Here is a 15806-nt window from a genome sequence, read left to right as displayed (position 1 = left end):
GATGCCCCGCCTCAGCGCCCCTTGGCCCGGGTCGCATAGGGGTTGGCTTTTTCGCGCAGGGTGAGGCGGATCGGCGTGCCGGGGAGATCGAAGCTCTCGCGCAGACCGTTGATCAGGTAGCGCTTGTAGGATTCCGGCACGGCGTCGGCGCGGGTGCAGAAGACGACGAAGCTCGGCGGCCGCGCCTTCGGCTGGGTGATGTAGTTGAGCTTGAGCCGGCGGCCCGAGACGGCGGGTGGCGGATGGTTGTCGATCGCCGAATCGAGCCAGCGGTTGAGCGCGTGGGTCGGGACCCGCCGGTTCCAGATCGCGTGGATGTCGAGCACGGCCTGCATCAGCCGGTCGAGGCCCTGGCCGGTGAGGCCCGAAACGGCGACCACCGGCAGGCCGGCGAGCTGCGGCAGCCGGTGCCCCACCTCGTCGCGCAGCCGCGTGAGCGCTCCGGCCTCGCCCTCGGCGAGGTCCCACTTGGAGAGGCCCAGCACCAGGGCCCGCCCCTCGCGCTCGACGAGGTCGGCGATGCGCAGATCCTGCTCCTCGAACGGCGCGGTGGCGTCCATCAGCAGGACGACCACCTCGGCGAACCGGATCGCCTCGAGCCCGTCCGAGACCGACATCTTCTCGAGCTTGTCGTCGATCTTGGACTTGCGGCGCATGCCGGCGGTGTCGTGCACCTGGAACGCCCGGCCGCCCCAGTCGAGGTCGACCGCGATGGCGTCGCGGGTGATGCCGGCCTCGGGGCCGGTGAGCAGCCGGTCGGTGCCGAGCAGCCGGTTGATCAGGGTCGACTTGCCGGCGTTGGGCCGGCCGACCACGGCCATGCGGATCGGCCGGGTCGGCGCGCCCGGGTCGACCGGCTCCTCGCCGGCCGCCTTGGCCTCGCGGGCCACGATCTTGGCCTCGCGCTCGGCCAGGACCTCGGCCCTGGTCGCGGCGGCGGCGGCCCGGGTCGCTTCGGGCAGCGCCTCGCGCAGGGCGTCGTAGAGGTCGGAGAGGCCCTCGCCATGCTCGGCCGAGACGCCGACCGGCTCGCCCAGCCCGAGCCCGAACGCCTCGTAGACGCCGGAGCTCGCCTGGCGCCCCTCGCTCTTGTTGGCGACCAGCACGACCGGCCGCCCCACCTTGCGCACGGCCGCCGCGAAGGCGCGATCCATCGGGGTGAGGCCGGCACGGGCGTCGATCAGGAACAGGATCGCGTCGGCCTGGGCCATCGCGGTCTCGGTCTGGGCCCGCATGCGGCCGGCGAGCGATTCGATCGCGGCCTCCTCGAAGCCGGCCGTGTCGATCACGGTGAAGTCGAGGTCGCCGAGCCGGCCCGTGCCCTCGCGGCGGTCGCGGGTCACGCCCGGCTGGTCGTCGACCAGCGCGATGCGCTTGCCGACGAGGCGGTTGAACAGGGTCGACTTGCCCACATTGGGGCGCCCCACAATGGCGATCGTGAAGGACATCGGGGTCGCCGTGCGGCCTCTCGCAATGAAGGGACGGCCCGGCGCGGGCCGCCGGGCCTGTCTCGGGACGAAACGAACGGAACGGCGCGGGCCCGGTTCGGGCCGCGCGGTCGCGCCCCTCGATAGCACAGGCCGCGGGCGGCGTATCGGGGTGCGCCGAACGGCGCACGGCCGTCCGGCGCGGGACCGCGGATCAGCGCGAGAAGGAGCCCGGCGCCGGGGCGCTCGGCCACGGCAGCGTCGCCTGCGGCTGGGCGACCCCGCCGCTCGACGACGACTGCGCCGGCTGAGCGGTCTGGGCCGGGGCGGCGCCCGGGGCCGGCTTCGGCCGCACCGGAACCGAGGCCACCGGGGTCGCCGGGGCAGGCTTGGCGCTGCGGGCCGGCGCGGCGGCAGGCTCGTCGTCGACGGCGTCGGGCGGCGGCGCGGCGGCGCGGCGCTGCTGCGGGGCCGGCTGCGAGGCGCGGGCGCGCGGCTTCGGCTCGGGCTTCGCCTCGGGCTGGGCCTCCGGGGTGGCGGCCGTCTCGGTCGGCGGGACCGCGGCCTCGCCCTCCGGGGCACGGGCGCCCGGCAGATACTCGGCCGGCACGCCCTGCTGGAGGCCCGGGACCCCCTCGGGGAACACCGGCTTGCGCTCGCCGGGCAGCTTCTTCTTGGTGTCGAACATCGCCTGGAGGCTGTCGAACTGATCGCAGCCGGCGACCGGCAGCGCCAGCGCGGCGGCGACGGCCAGCAGCATCAGGCGGGCACGGGCTCGCATCGGGCGCTCCTTCGGCTCTCGGTTCAACTCTCGACCCAGCTGTCGCTTCAACGTTCGGCTCAACGTTCGGCTCAACTCTTGGCGCTCTCGCCCAGCAGGGCGAGCAGGATGTCGACCCGGGCCTTCAGCCCGGCCGGCGCATCGGCGTCGCCGGCGGCCGCCTCGGCCCAGCGCCGCGCCGCCGCGGCGTCGCCGGCCTTCCAGGCCGACAGCGCCAGCATCTCGCGGGCGGAGTGGCGGAAGGCGCCGTCCGGTCGGGCGAGCGGCTCGAGCCGGGCCTGCAGCTCGGCATAGGGGGCGGTGTCGACCATCAGCAGGCCGGCCCGCAGGGTCGCCACCTCGCGGAACAGCGGCGAGGTGCCGGCATCGCCGGCGACCGCGTCGAAGGTGGCGATCGCCGCCTTGCGGTCGGTGGCCGCCTGCTCGTCCGCCTCGCGCAGCCGGGCGAGGCTCCGATAGGCCGGGATCTTCACGTCGACGGCGAGCTTGGCGAAGGCGGCGCTCGCCTCGCCGTGCTTGCCCTCCTGGGCGAGCCGGACGGCCGCGTCGAAGGCGATGCTCGCCTCGGCCGCCTGCCGGGCCTCGTACCATTGCCAGCCGCGCCAGCCGGCGACGCCCGCGACCACGAGCACGCAGAGCGCGATGACCAGGCCGCCATAGCGCTTCCAGAACTGCTGGAGCCGTTCCCGGCGGACTTCCTCGTCGACTTCCTGAAAGATATCGGTCACGCGTCGACCCGCTGGTTCATTGACTGGTGGTTCAAGGGCTTGTTGCTGTTCGTTTCGGTTCCGGCTCAGCCGGGACGGCCGCTCGGCCGCCCGGTCCCCACCGGACGGCAGTCCCCCAAGCCGCTAGCCCATGCTTGTGGCGAGCGCAAGGCGCGGCCGCTGTGCGGCAACGCGCCGGCGGCCGCCGGCGGCCCGGTCCAGGCCCGGATCAGGTCGCCTTCTTCATCGGATAGACGTTCTCGGGCCCCGGGAAGGTGCGCGAGCGCACCTCCTCGGCATAGGCCGCCACGGCGCGCTCGATCGCCGGGCCGAGGTCCCCGTAGCGCTTGACGAACTTGGGCACCCGCGGGGACAGGCCGAGCATGTCCTCCAGCACCAGCACCTGGCCGTCGCAGGCGGCGCTCGCCCCGATCCCGATGGTCGGGATCGGCACGTCCCGGGTAATCTTGGCGGCCAGCGGCTCGGCGATCGCCTCCAGCACCACCGCGAAGGCGCCGGCCTCCGCCACCGCCGCGGCGTCGGCCTCGATCGGCGCCCAGTCGTCCGGGCTCCGGCCCTGCGCGCGAAAGCTGCCGAGCGTGTTGATCGACTGCGGGGTGAGGCCGACATGGCCCATCACCGGGATGCCGCGCTCGACGAGGAAGCGGATCGTCTCGCCCATGCGCACCCCGCCCTCGAGCTTGATGGCGCCGCAGCCGGTCTCCTTCATGATGCGGGCGGCCGAATGGAACGCCTGCTCCTTCGACGCCTCGTAGCTGCCGAATGGCATGTCGACGACGACCAGGGCCCGCTTCGAGCCGCGCATCACCGCGAGCCCCTGCAGGATCATCATGTCGAGCGTCACCGGGACGGTGGTCTCCAGCCCGTGCATCACCATGCCGAGCGAGTCGCCGACCAGGATGGAATCGCAGTGCCGGTCGCACAGGCCGGCCGTGTGGGCATGGTACGAGGTCAGCATGGCGATCGGCACGCCGCCCTTGCGGGCCAGGATGTCGGGCGCGGTCAGCCGCCTCTCGTCGCGGTGTACGGACATGGGACGTTCTCTCGGTCGAATGCGCTGGCGCGGGTCGGCGGGCGACGCCCGGGCTCAGGTTCCGAGCGCCGGGGTTCCGAAGACGGCGCGGCCGATGACCAGCGGGTGGAACACGAAGGCGAGGGCGAGATACAGGATCGTCCCGACCACCACGGCCAGGATGTCGTTGCGCCGGCCCCCGACCGGGATCGGCGGAGCGCCGGGATCGGTGCGGCGCTTGAGGCTGATGCGGTCGTAGACGGCCCAGGCGAGAAGCGAGCCGAAGATCAGCACCGAGCCGAGGTCGCCGTTGGAGATCAGGTGCGCGACCGCCCACAGCTTCACGCCGGAGAGCATCGGGTGCTTGAGCACGCGCTTGATGTTGCCGGGGATGTAGGCGGCCGTGACCATGATCACGGCCGGCCAGACCAGCAGGGCGGACAGGTGGCGGGTCCAGGTCGGCGGATCGTAGAGCTCGATCCACTCGCCTCCCGCCCGGTACGCGGCGAAGCCCCAGCCGATCAGCACGATGCCGAGGATCGACACGACCGACATCAGGCCCTTGTAGGGCCACTCGCCCAGGCGCGCGATCAGCGCGGCGCGGCGATCGCGCAGCGACACGACGACATGCGCCCCGATGAACAGGACGAGACCCAGGACCAGGACCGCAAGTCCCATGCATTCCCCCGGCGGCAGGCGGCAAAAGCCGGCGGAGTAGAAGCGATCGAAACCGCCGACGCAAGGCCGGCGGCGGGGTACGGGCCCTGCCGCGACCGCAGGACACGCCGCGGCCGGAGGCACCCGTCCGGCCCTCCGGCGATTGGCGGTCCGCCGACACGCCGATACGCTACCGCCGATTGAGCCGCTCCCCGTCATCCAGCCGCACGGTGGCTTCGTCCACAGCGCCGGCGCGCCTCGCAGGGCAAATCGCTTCCGCGGCCTGGACACCGCGCCGCAAACCACCGAGGAGAGCCCGGCGCGTCAGCTCGTTCGCCGTGCACCGGCGACTCGTGCCCTCCTCGCCTGCCCTTCGCGTCGTTCGACGTCCAACCGCCGAGTCCGCTCATGGTCCGCTTCCGCACCCCGTCCGGATCCGCAGCCGCCGGTGCCGCCGACTCCGCGGGCGGGGGCGGTGCCGACCTCGGCGGACCGGAGGCGCCGGTCCCCGGCCTGCCGCGCGCCGCGCCGTGGCTCTCCACCCCGGTCGTGGTCGTCGTCGGCGTGCTGCTCTCGCTGTGGGTCACCGGCGCGCTCGGCATCGAGGTCGGCGCGCCGCTCGGGCTCGGCGATGACCACCTGTTCCTGCTGGTCCAGATCAAGGCCCTGCTGGACGGCTTCGGCCTCCGCTTCGTCCCGGCCCTCGGCTTCCCGGGCATCCAGGACAACCTGTTCTTCCCGCAGTTCGACCTCAGCCAGCGGGCCCTGCTGTGGCTGCTGGCCCAGGTCAGTGACCGGGTCTTCGTCGTGGAGAGCCTCGTCTACGGCATCGGCATCGCGGCGATCTTCGTCTCGTCCTTCGTGGTGCTGCGCGTCCTGTCGGTGCGGCCGTGGCTGGCCGCCGTCGCCTCGGTGGTGTTCGTGGTGTCGCCCTTCTTCGCGCGGCGCGCCGGCGTGCACGACTTCCTGGCGCTCTACTATGCGGTGCCGTGGGGCGCGGCGCTCTCCTACCTGGTCGCGGCGGTCGCGACCGTCGGCGGCGGCCGCAAGGGCCCGGTCGCGGCCTTCGTCGCGCTGTGCCTGCTGATCGCCGGGACCTCGGGCCTCTACTACACGTTCTTCACCGCCATGTTCGTCGCCGTCACGGCACTCGGGATGGCGGCCGGGCAGCGCGACTGGCGCCCCCTCGCGATCGGCCTCGGCCTGTGCGGGGCGCTGCTCGTGCTGCTGATCGCGAGCGGCTATCGCTGGCATCTCGCCGACGTGCTCTTCGGCGCCGTCAGCCAGCCGCGCCGCCAGCATTACGAGACCCTGTATTACGGGCTCCTGGTCAGCGACGCGGTGGCGCCGCTGCGCGAGCTCGGCCTGTTCAAGGGCCGCTTCGACATCTACTCGGCCGTGATGCGCCAGTTCCCGGGCGGCGAGCGCCTGGAATGGCCCGGCGTGCTGCTCGGCGCCGTGATCGTCGCCGCACCGCTGTTCGTGCTGGTCGGCCTGTTCGACCGCGGTCCCCGCCCGACGGATCGCCTGCGGGTCGTCTGGCTGTCCTTCGCCCTGATCACCTTCGGCCTGGTGTTCGCGGTGGGCAGCGGCCTGAGCTTCCTGTTCAGCTATCTGCTCGTGCCGGTGATCCGGGCGCCGACCCGCATCATCCCGTTCCTGAGCTTCTTCGCGCTGGTGTCGGTGTGCAGCGTGGTGGAGCTCCTGCTGTCCGAGCCGACGCGGCGGCGCCGGGTCGCCGCTGGCACCACGGTCGCACTGCTGCTCGTCGGCGTGCCGAGCGCGCTGTTCCCGCTGTCGCGGCTGCAGGCGTCGACCCGGGCCGGCACGCAGGAGCTGCGGACGGGACTCGCTGCCATGCTGAAGGTGGTCCACGCCGCCGACATGAGGGCCGTGCTGCAGCTGCCTGTCCTGCCGTGGCCGGAGGTCCCGCCGCAGCGCCGGTTCGAAGCCTACCAGCACATGCTGCCCTACGTCGTCGACGCGGTCGGCAGCCCGGTGCGGTGGAGCTACGGCCTCACCCCGCGCCAGCCGCAGTTCGCGGCGCTTCGGGCTCTCGTCGAGGGGACGACGGGCGTGTCGACGGAGCGGGCCCGGGGCCTCGGCTTCGACGGCATCCTGGTGGAGAAGCTCGCCTATACGGAGGACGAGCTCGCCGCCCTCGCCGCGTCGATCCGCACCGGCCTCGCGCCCGGCTGCCGGATCTTCGAGGACGGGCTGCGCATCCTGTACGCCCTGGCGCAGCCGCCGGACGGCGTGGCGTGCCTGCCGGAGCCGCCGCTGCAGGCCGAGGGCGCGGCCGTCTCGGCGCGCTTCACCGCCGACGACGCCCCGCGGACCTGGCTGATCGAGGGCTGGTCGGTGCCGGAGCCGCCCGGCACCTGGAGCGAGGGCCGCCGCAGCGTGCTCTACGTCCGGCTGCCGGCCGCCCGCACGGCGGCCGGCGTCACGGTCCGGCTCGACATCGAGCCGTATCGGCCGGATCCGGCGCGCCGCAAGCGCATCGACGCCGTGGTCGACGGGCGCGTCGTCGCCACGCTCGTCGTCGAGCCCGGCGCGCCGGTCCCGTCCGAATGGCGGTTCGTCCTGCCGGCCGACGTCGTCGGCGACCGCGACGCGCTGCTCCTGACCTTCGCGATCGACGATCCGGAAAGCGCGTCGCGGCACGGCGCGGCCGACCCGAAGACGCTCGGCTTCCTGCTCGAGCGCGTGGTGCTGGAGGCGGCGCCGTGACGCCGGCCGGTACGGCTCGCCGGCCGCGTCGGGCCGGCCGCGCCCCGCCGGACGAGACGCCGACGTGACAACCGGGCGGGCCGCGACTATCGGAATGGCGCCCCCGCCCCCTGCCGTCCCGGAGCCCGTCCGATGATCTCCGTCCGCCGCCCCGCCGTCCTGCTCGCCTGCGCCGCCCTGCTCGCGGCCCTGGCGGCTCCGTCCCTCGTGCGGGCCGAGACCTGGCCGACCCGGCCGGTGCGGATCATCGTGCCGTTCGGCCCCGGCTCGACCCCGGACCTGATTGCCCGGGTGGTCGCCGAGGCCCTGCAGCAGCGGCTCGGCCAGCCGTTCACGGTGGAGAACAAGCCGGGCGCCGGCGGCAATCTCGGCACCGACGCGATCGCCAAGGCGGAGCCGGACGGCACCACCTTCGGGGTCTCGATCGCCGGGCCGCTCGCCATCAACGCCCTGCTGCAGCCGAAGATGCCGTATGCGTGGGATCGCGACTTCGCCTATGTGACGACGCTGGCGACGCAGCCCTGCGCGCTCGCGGTCAGCAACAGCCTCGGCGTCGCGTCGGTCGCCGAGCTCCTGGACAAGCTCCGCAAGGACCCGGGCAAGTACAACTACGCCTCGATCGGCAACGGGTCGCTGTCGCACCTCGCCATGGAGGCGATCGCGAAGACGAGCGGCACCGAGATCGTCCACATCGCCTATGCGAGCTCGCCCCAGGCGGCCACCGCGATCATCCGGGGCGACGCCCAGATGGGGTGCCTGCCGGCGATCGCCGCCACCTCGCAGGCGGAGGCCGGCAATCTCAAGGTCATCGCCGTGTCGACGCCGCAGCGCTACGCCCTGATTCCGGGCGTGCCGACCCTGAAGGAGAGCGGCGTCGAGGTCGAGGCGGAGGCCTGGAACGGACTGATCGCACCGGCCCGCACGCCGCCGGCGGCGCTCGACCGCATGGGCGCCACGGTGCGGGAGATCCTCGCGATGCCGACCGTCCGGGAGAAGCTCGCCACCCAGGTGATGGAGCCGATCCCCTCGACTCCGGAGGCCTTCCGCGACCGCGTCGCCGCCGAGGTGGCGCGCTGGGCCCCGGTGATCGCGGCAGCCGGCATCAAGGCGAACTGAGCCGCACGGGGCGGCCCAGGCGAGCCTAGCCCACGGTGTCGAGGTCTCGCCCTACCTCCCTGATAGACTTGAAGTTTTCAAACCGCGCCAGAGCGATCTGCGGAACCTCGCCCGGCTCCGGCGGTTGCCCACCGGAGGCAATCGAGAGGAGGCAGACATGAGCGACCCGCAAGACGGTACGCGCGATCCGCGGCTGAGCGATCCGCGTGGCATTCACAATCCGGCCTTTGCCGACCGCAATGCCGACCCGAGCGTGCCGGGGTCGCGGCGCAGCGGCTCGATGTGGGCATGGCTCGCCGGCATCGTGGCGGCCGTGTTCATCATCGCGATCGTCTACGGCATGACCGACCGCAACGCCAACGAGGTCACCATGGACCGCAACGCGCCCGCCGCGACCACCGGCTCCGGCGCCACCAGCGGGGCGGCCCCGCCGGCCGGCTCCGGCGCGTCGAACGTTCCGGGCGCCGCCGGCGAACGGTCGGCCAATCCGGGCGCCCCGGCCCCGGCCGCCCGGTAAGCGCACCGACGCCATCGACGGCCGGCCCGCCCGCGTCGGCGGGCCGGCCTCGAACCCTCGACACGACGGTCGAGGGACGGGCCCGGGGTCGCGAACGGGTGCACGCCCGACAGCGGGTGCAGGCCCGCGACAGCGAGACCCCGGGCCCGTTCGCCCGAACGCAGACTGTTCATCGATTTCAGAAAGATGCAGCCGTCACTGCAGACGCAGGATGACGGCCAGGGCGCCCAGCCCCGCCACCATCAGGGCGCCGAGCCGCACGGTGAGCTGCAGGCTCAGCTTTTCGATCCGCGCGTCGACATCGCGGCGCAGCCCGTCGAACCGCAAATCCATTTCCGCGCGCAGGCCGCCGACTGTTCCGTCGATGCGATCGACCGCGGCCGCGAGATCGGACTTGGTGACCAGCTCGACCATGATGACCATGATGAAGTCCCGCGCCGCCTCCGCATGGGCTTCCGCCTGGGCCGGGGGCACCCCGCCGTCGCGAAGCCGCTTCGAATAGCCGAGCGTATCAAAAGCGAACACCATGGGACATCTCGGGCCCCGACGGCTGTATCGCACCTCGCACGCACGCGCATCCGGACGACGCCGAGACGCCCTCCCCGGATCCGCCCTTCTCAGGCTCAGGTGGTCCGCAGCCGGACATTGACCAGGAACACGCCGGCGACGCAGATCGCCATGCCGGCGAGCGCGACCGGACCGAGCCGCTCGTCGAACAGGGCCCAGGCCATCACGGCGGTGGCCGGCGGGGTGAGATAGAACAGGCTCGAGATGCGGCTCGCCGCCGCCCGGCGGATCAGGAAATACAGAAGCCAGATCGCCCCCAGCGAGAGCACCAGCACCAGCCAGGCGAGCGCGAAGACGAGCTCGCCCGTCCATTCGATCCGCCCCGTCTCGAACAGGGCCGCGCCGGCCGCGAACACGGCGCCGGCGGCGCCGTACTGCACCAGGAAGGCCGGCCGCCAGTCGATCTCGCCGCCGTGGCGCTTCTGCCAGAGCGTCCCGGACGTGATCGACAGGAGCGCCGTGACGATGGCGATCCAGGCGATCGTGTCGGCCTCGCCGCCCACCGTCTTGTCCTGCACGATCAGGTAGACCCCGACGATCCCCAGCGCGAGCCCGGCCCAGTGCCGCGGCGTGACCCGCTCGCCGAGCACCCGGTTGGCCAGCGTCGAGACCAGGATCGGCTGCAGCCCGACGATCAGAGCGGTGAGGCCGACCGCGAGCTTGTGGTCGATGGCGACGAAGACGCCGCCCAGATACCCGCCGTGCATGAGCAGGCCCGAGACGACGCTGTGACCCACGGCACGGGCCGACGGCCAGGCCGGGCGGGTGACGGCGATCACCAACGCCATCAGGACGATGACGCCGGCCATGCGGAGCGTGAGGAAGGTGAGCGGCTCGACATAGGGCAGGCCGAGCCGGGCACCGACGAAACCCGAGGCCCACAGCACGACGAACACGCCGGGCGCCAGGAGCGCGACCACGGATTCGATTCTGCGCGGCATGGTGGCGCTCCGGCTGCCGAGTCGGCGCTGCGACATGGGGTTTCGGCCGGCGGCGGGCACGCGGGGGCGCCCGGATCAAAACGGCGTCCGGCCGGATGTCGCCAGAGTGCCAGCCCGCATTCAATGACGAAAGCGAATGTTCTTCATCCGATTCATCATTCAAGTTGATGGAATGCGTGGACTTCCCTCTCCGGCCGCCCCGCCGCACCGCCGCGCCGCCGCCGCGCCGCCGAGGCCGCGGCGTCGCTGCGGGCGGCGGTGGTTAACGAATTTCCAACATACCGCGGTCAAAATTCCGCCGGGTCCTCGGAACAAAAGACGGGCCGGGGAATTATGGGGGGTCTGGCGGCGATGGTTCGCCTCGCATCTCGCCTGCTTGCCGCAGGTCTGCTCGCAGCGATGTCGTTCGGGTCCGTGGCCGCGCCGGCCGCGGCGTCCGACTACGTCATCAAGCGCGACTTCGGCGGCTATGTCGAGGAGTACAAGGCGAAGTACGCCCGCATCCGCGACACCGGACAGCGCGTCGTCATCGACGGCATCTGCAATTCGGCCTGCACGCTGGTGCTCGGCATCGTGCCGATGAACCGCATCTGCGTCACCCCGCGCGCCAGCCTCGGCTTCCACCAGGCCTATTACGACAAGGCGTGGACGGCCGGCGTGAAGGTGACGAGCGCGGCCGGCACGGCCGAGCTGATGACCGTCTATCCGAACGAGGTGAAGCGCTGGATCGCCAAGGTCGGCGGCCTCACCGCGGAGATGAAGAAGCTCAAGAACGGCTTCGATCTGTGGATGATCGTCGATCCCTGTCCGGACGAGTTCTGAGCCCCTCCCCGCCTGTCCGTCTCCGAGACTTCCGATCGAGCAGTCCTGACCGAACGGTCCTGATCATCGGCCGGCCGCGACGAGCGCCCGGCCGCCGGTCGGCGTACCGGCATGCCCCGGCAGCCGGGCGAGGTCGAAACCCGGGTCCCACAGGCCGCCCAGCAGGGTGTCGATCTCCGGCGAGCCCCACATCAGCAGGCCGGCATTGCTGTAGGGCGTGAGCTCGCCGACCTTCAGGCCCGCCGCGGTCAGGTAGCAGTCCACCCGCAGCGACGAGAAGCCCTCCGACAGCCGCTCGGCGACCGTCACCAGGGCGGCGCGGTCGGCCGGCGCGAGCGGAATGTCCGCCTCCGGCAGATTGGCGGGCAGCGCCAGCCGCCGCCCGGTCGCGTCGTACCAGGCGTCGCGCTCCTCGGCCGTTCCCTTGCGGCCGCGCAGGAGGCGGATCAGGCGCGCGCGGCCGCCGAACGTGAACACCAGCGCCTCGACGGGCGGCGCGCCGCCCGGCCCGAGCAGCAGCGGCTCGGCGATCAGCCGGCGCGGGACGCCGCGATAGCCCCATTCGAGCGAATGGTCGAAATAGTCCGCGGCGAGCCACTGGCGCGCCGCGGCGACCAGGGCCGCGGGGTCGCACTCGGCCGGACCGCCGACGATCGCCACCGGGCCGGACGTGTGGGTCGGCTTGAGCACGAAGCGGGCCGGCAGGAGGCTCCAGTCGATCTCCTCGGGGCGGCGCCACGCCCGCAGTGTCGGCACCACGAGGCCGCTCCCGCCGCGCGCCGCGATGAACGCCTTGCCGGCGATCTTGTCGCACACGATGCGCAGCCGCGGGTCACGATCGAAGATCATGCGGTGGAGAATGTGCTCGTTGAAGGTGACGGGCCGGTCGAGCCGCGGCGCGACGCCGAACCGCGCGGCATAGCGGGCCGCGAGCGTGCGGCGGACCCGGCGCGGGCCGACCAGCGGCAGGCGGTGCACGATCGTGCCCAGATCGAAGAGACGGCGGCGCATGGCGGACTCGGCTGCGGACGTCGTGCGCAGCGAAGGCGCGCGGCATGAGGGATGGACCGGCTGGACCCGGATCCGCCGGGCGTGCCGTCCGGGTCGGCTGCGGCCCCCGGCGGCGGCGAGTCGGCCGGATGGTGCACCCTGGCCCGAGGGGTGGCAAGATCGCCCGCGCCTTCGTCGACGGCGACATCCCCTCCCCCTCTGGCCACCGCCGCCACGATCGTCTACGTCCAGTCGCGGACGGCTTCGCCCGGCGGGCCCGTCCGCGCCCGCGCCGGCCAGCGGAGGCGCCGGCCGCCGCCTTTCTCGGATCGATGTCGACAATGACCACCAGAACCTACGTGCTGACGCTGTCCTGCGCCGACACGACCGGCCTCGTCGCGGCGACCTCGGGCTATCTCGCCGGGCGCGGCATCTTCATCACCGAGTCGGCGCATTTCGGCGATCCGGAGACCGGCCGGTTCTTCGAACGCACCGTGTTCACGGCCGGCCCCGAGCAGCCGCCGATCGCCGAGATCGAGGCGGGCTTCCGGCCGATCGCCGAAAGGTTCGGGATGACCTGGACATTCCACGACACCGCGACCAGGCCGCGGGTGCTGCTCATGGTGTCGAAGTTCGACCACTGCCTCAACGACCTGCTCTACCGCTACCGCACCGGCAGCCTGCCCATCGACATCCCGGCCGTGGTGTCGAACCACCCCGACCTCGCCCGCGTGGTCGAGTGGCACGGCATCCCGTATCACTACCTGCCGGTGACCAAGGAGACCAAGGCGGCCCAGGAGGCCGCGGTGCTCGAGCTGATCGGCCGCCTGAAGATCGACCTCGTCGTGCTCGCCCGCTACATGCAGGTGCTGTCGCCGGAGCTGTGCACCGCCCTGTCGTGGCGCTGCATCAACATCCACCACTCGTTCCTGCCGAGCTTCAAGGGCGCCAAGCCGTATCACCAGGCGCATGCGCGCGGCGTGAAGATCATCGGCGCGACCGCCCACTACGTGACCGGCGACCTCGACGAGGGCCCGATCATCGAGCAGGGCGTCGAGCGCATCGACCACACCTTCACGCCCGAGGACTTCGTCGCCATCGGCCGCGACATCGAGAGCGTCGTCCTCGCCCGCGCCGTCCAGTTCCACATCGAGCACCGCGTCATCCCGAACGGCCACAAGACGGTGGTGTTCCGGCGCTAGGCACGGCCCCGGCGCGGGCGATTGTCCGCTCGTCCCCGCGCAGGCGGGGACCCAGGGGCGACACGGCAGAGCAATCCTGGAGTCCCGCTGGCGCGGGAACGAGCGGCGTGTGGTGCGGCGTCGAGAGCCGTCGCGCGCAACCGCTTCCGCTTCACCGGCAGCCGTACTGGCGTTCCATCGCGCGGATCTGGGCGACCCGCGCCCGTTCGCCGGGCGACAGCGGGACGGCGTTCTCGTTGTCGTAGACGCAGCCGGCATTGCCGAAATACGAGATCGCCCGGCGCGTCTTGAAGCAGTAGCCGCGCGCCTTGAAGATCGAGTTGCGCTCGACCCAGAGCTGCTCGCAGGCGCCTTGCGCGACGACGGTCTCGGCGGTGCCGGCGACGATCGCGAGCGCGACCGCTCCGGCGAGAAGCGTCCTGGTCCTGGTCATCGGAGTCCCCGTCTCGGTGGAGCGGGTGCGTCGGACGGCAATCGTCGGGCGGCCGGCGCAGCCCGCGGGAAATACGCGGCAACACTACGCCTGTTGGTGCGGAAAGCGAGAGCCGCGGTTCGATGCGGTGACGAGGTCCGCGTCGGCTGCCGAGCCCGCTCGTCCCCGCGAAGGCGGGGACCCGGGGCCGCCACGGGCGTGGGGCTCGGGAGTCCCGCTTGCGCCGGAATGAGCCGAGTGCGGGCCGGGGCCCGCCCGCCCCCGCCGCCCCTACAGCGGCAGGTTGTCGTGCTTCTTCACCGGCATCTCGAGCGTCTTGGTGCGCAGCATCGACAGCGCGCGGGCGATGCGCCGGCGGGTCGAGTGCGGCATCACCACCTCGTCGATGAAGCCGCGCTCGGCCGCCTTGAACGGCGACATGAAGCTCGCCTCGTACTCGGCGGTGCGCTCGGCGATCTTCTCCGGGTCGCCGATGTCGGAGCGGAAGATGATCTCGACCGCGCCCTTGGCGCCCATCACGGCGATCTGGGCCGAGGGCCAGGCGTAGTTGACGTCGGCGCCGATGTGCTTCGAGGCCATCACCACATAGGCCCCGCCGAACGCCTTGCGGGTGATCAGCGTCACCAGCGGCACGGTGCACTGGCTGTAGGCGAACAGGAGCTTGGCCCCGTTCTTGATGAGGCCGCCGGATTCCTGCGCGGTGCCGGGCAGGAAGCCGGGCACGTCGACGAAGGTGACGATCGGGATGTCGAAGGCGTTGCAGAAGCGCACGAAGCGGGCGCCCTTGCGGCTGGCGTCGCTGTCGAGCACGCCGGCCAGCACCATCGGCTGGTTGGCGACGAAGCCGACCGTGCGGCCGGCGATGCGGCCGAAGCCGATGACGATGTTGCGGGCGAAGCTCGGCGACAGCTCGAAGAAGTCGCCCTCGTCCACGACCTTGTGGATCAGCTCCTTGATGTCGTACGGCTTGTTCGGGTTGTCCGGGATCAGCGTGTCGAGCGAGGGCTCCAGCCGCTCGACGTCGTCGAAGCTCGGCCATTCCGGCACGCCGGCGCCCGAATGGGCCGGCAGGAAGTCGACGAAGCGCCGGATCTGCAGGAGGCACTCGACGTCGTTCTCGAAGGCGCCGTCGGCGACCGCCGAGCGGGTGGCGTGCACGGACGCCCCGCCGAGCTCCTCGGCCGTGACGATCTCGTTGGTCACCGTCTTCACCACCTCCGGCCCGGTGACGAACATGTAGCTCGTGTCCCGCACCATGAAGATGAAGTCGGTCATCGCCGGCGAGTAGACGTCGCCGCCGGCGCACGGGCCCATGATGACCGAGAGCTGCGGGATGACGCCCGAGGCGTGAACGTTGCGCTTGAACACGTCGCCGTAGCCGCCGAGCGCCGCGACGCCCTCCTGGATGCGGGCGCCGCCGGCGTCGAACAGGCCGATGATCGGGGCCCGCGCCTTCAGCGCCATGTCCTGGATCTTGGTCATCTTCTGAGCGTGCGCCTCGGACAGCGAGCCGCCGAACACCGTGAAGTCCTTGGCGAACACGAAGACGGTGCGGCCGTTGATCGTGCCCCAGCCGGTGACCACGCCGTCGCCCGGGATCTTCGACCGGTCGGCGCCGAACTCGCTCGCCCGGTGCTCGACGAACATGTCGTATTCCTCGAACGAGCCGTGATCGAGCAGCAGCCCGATGCGCTCGCGCGCCGTCAGCTTGCCGCGCCGGTGCTGCGCCTCGATGCGGGATTCGCCGCCGCCCAGCCGTGCCCCGGCCCGCCGCTGCTCCAGCTTCGCCAAAATGTTTTTCATGGTTCAAAACCCGCACGCGAAAAGGATGACCACCGCATCCGCGTCATAGCACGGCAGTGCAGCACGAGGCGAGCGTT

Annotated in this window: 15 protein-coding genes; 5 read left to right on the top strand and 10 right to left on the bottom strand. The window is 72.1% G+C overall.

The genetic code is table 11. The features are described from left to right. Nucleotides 1–11: 11 nt before the first annotated feature. From der to J2S22_RS12650, 5 genes are all read right to left on the bottom strand, one after another. Complete coding sequence (gene der, locus J2S22_RS12670; protein WP_272778928.1) at nt 12–1448, bottom strand: ribosome biogenesis GTPase Der; 1437 nt, start codon at nt 1446–1448, stop codon at nt 12–14. A gap of 193 nt (nt 1449–1641) precedes the next feature. Beyond that, nucleotides 1642–2208: a hypothetical protein gene (locus tag J2S22_RS12665; RefSeq protein WP_272778929.1), complete on the bottom strand. Its 567-nt coding sequence runs from the start codon at nt 2206–2208 to the stop codon at nt 1642–1644. A gap of 71 nt (nt 2209–2279) precedes the next feature. After that, the gene (locus tag J2S22_RS12660) at nt 2280–2936 is read right to left on the bottom strand and encodes a tetratricopeptide repeat protein (protein WP_272778930.1); all 657 of its coding nucleotides are present in this window, start codon (nt 2934–2936) and stop codon (nt 2280–2282) included. Between the two features lie 208 nt (nt 2937–3144). Further along, the gene (gene panB / locus J2S22_RS12655; protein WP_272778931.1) at nt 3145–3969 is read right to left on the bottom strand and encodes a 3-methyl-2-oxobutanoate hydroxymethyltransferase; all 825 of its coding nucleotides are present in this window, start codon (nt 3967–3969) and stop codon (nt 3145–3147) included. Between the two features lie 54 nt (nt 3970–4023). Then, nucleotides 4024–4626 carry an NnrU family protein gene (locus tag J2S22_RS12650; RefSeq protein WP_272778932.1) on the bottom strand — a complete coding sequence of 201 codons (603 nt, stop codon included), beginning with the start codon at nt 4624–4626 and terminating at the stop codon, nt 4024–4026. A gap of 387 nt (nt 4627–5013) precedes the next feature. Here J2S22_RS12650 and J2S22_RS12645 point away from each other — a divergent pair, with 387 nt between their 5' ends. The 3 genes from J2S22_RS12645 (at nt 5014) to J2S22_RS12635 (ending at nt 8971) form a co-directional block, all read left to right on the top strand. Next, a complete protein-coding gene (locus J2S22_RS12645; RefSeq protein WP_272778933.1) occupies nt 5014–7338 on the top strand; it encodes a hypothetical protein in 2325 nt (774 codons plus the stop codon). A gap of 132 nt (nt 7339–7470) precedes the next feature. Further along, nucleotides 7471–8454, top strand: coding sequence for a Bug family tripartite tricarboxylate transporter substrate binding protein (locus J2S22_RS12640; RefSeq protein ID WP_272778934.1), 984 nt, complete (start codon nt 7471–7473; stop codon nt 8452–8454). Nucleotides 8455–8611: 157 nt separating this feature from the next. After that, on the top strand, nt 8612–8971 hold the full coding sequence (locus J2S22_RS12635; protein WP_272778935.1) for a hypothetical protein: 360 nt from the start codon (nt 8612–8614) through the stop codon (nt 8969–8971). A 195-nt stretch (nt 8972–9166) separates the two neighbouring features. Here J2S22_RS12635 and J2S22_RS12630 read toward each other — a convergent pair whose 3' ends face one another. Further along, nucleotides 9167–9499, bottom strand: a complete 333-nt coding sequence (locus J2S22_RS12630) for a hypothetical protein (protein ID WP_272778936.1) — start codon at nt 9497–9499, stop codon at nt 9167–9169. A 95-nt stretch (nt 9500–9594) separates the two neighbouring features. Then, nucleotides 9595–10479, bottom strand: a complete 885-nt coding sequence (locus J2S22_RS12625; RefSeq protein ID WP_272778937.1) for a DMT family transporter — start codon at nt 10477–10479, stop codon at nt 9595–9597. Nucleotides 10480–10878: 399 nt separating this feature from the next. Between J2S22_RS12625 and J2S22_RS12620 the strand changes: the two genes are divergently transcribed. Next, nucleotides 10879–11301 (top strand): hypothetical protein, encoded by a 423-nt coding sequence (locus J2S22_RS12620; protein WP_272778938.1) that lies wholly within the window; start codon nt 10879–10881, stop codon nt 11299–11301. A gap of 63 nt (nt 11302–11364) precedes the next feature. On the opposite strand, the gene J2S22_RS12615 is transcribed toward J2S22_RS12620, so the two are convergent. After that, entirely contained in the window at nt 11365–12312 is a 948-nt protein-coding gene (locus J2S22_RS12615) for an ATP-grasp fold amidoligase family protein (RefSeq protein WP_272778939.1), read from the bottom strand. 320 nt (nt 12313–12632) lie between these two features. Between J2S22_RS12615 and purU the strand changes: the two genes are divergently transcribed. Next, nucleotides 12633–13493 (top strand): formyltetrahydrofolate deformylase, encoded by an 861-nt coding sequence (gene purU / locus J2S22_RS12610; protein WP_272778940.1) that lies wholly within the window; start codon nt 12633–12635, stop codon nt 13491–13493. Between the two features lie 151 nt (nt 13494–13644). Here purU and J2S22_RS12605 read toward each other — a convergent pair whose 3' ends face one another. Both J2S22_RS12605 and J2S22_RS12600 read right to left on the bottom strand, forming a co-directional pair. Beyond that, nucleotides 13645–13926 (bottom strand): YARHG domain-containing protein, encoded by a 282-nt coding sequence (locus J2S22_RS12605; RefSeq protein WP_272778941.1) that lies wholly within the window; start codon nt 13924–13926, stop codon nt 13645–13647. 270 nt (nt 13927–14196) lie between these two features. Beyond that, nucleotides 14197–15729 (bottom strand): acyl-CoA carboxylase subunit beta, encoded by a 1533-nt coding sequence (locus J2S22_RS12600; RefSeq protein ID WP_272778942.1) that lies wholly within the window; start codon nt 15727–15729, stop codon nt 14197–14199. Nucleotides 15730–15806: the final 77 nt, after the last annotated feature.

The organism is Rhodoplanes tepidamans (assembly GCF_030813915.1).
GTDB lineage: Bacteria > Pseudomonadota > Alphaproteobacteria > Rhizobiales > Xanthobacteraceae > Rhodoplanes > Rhodoplanes tepidamans.
The sequence above is the reverse complement of the archived record's forward strand: the minus strand, read 5'-3'. Positions and strand labels throughout refer to the sequence as shown.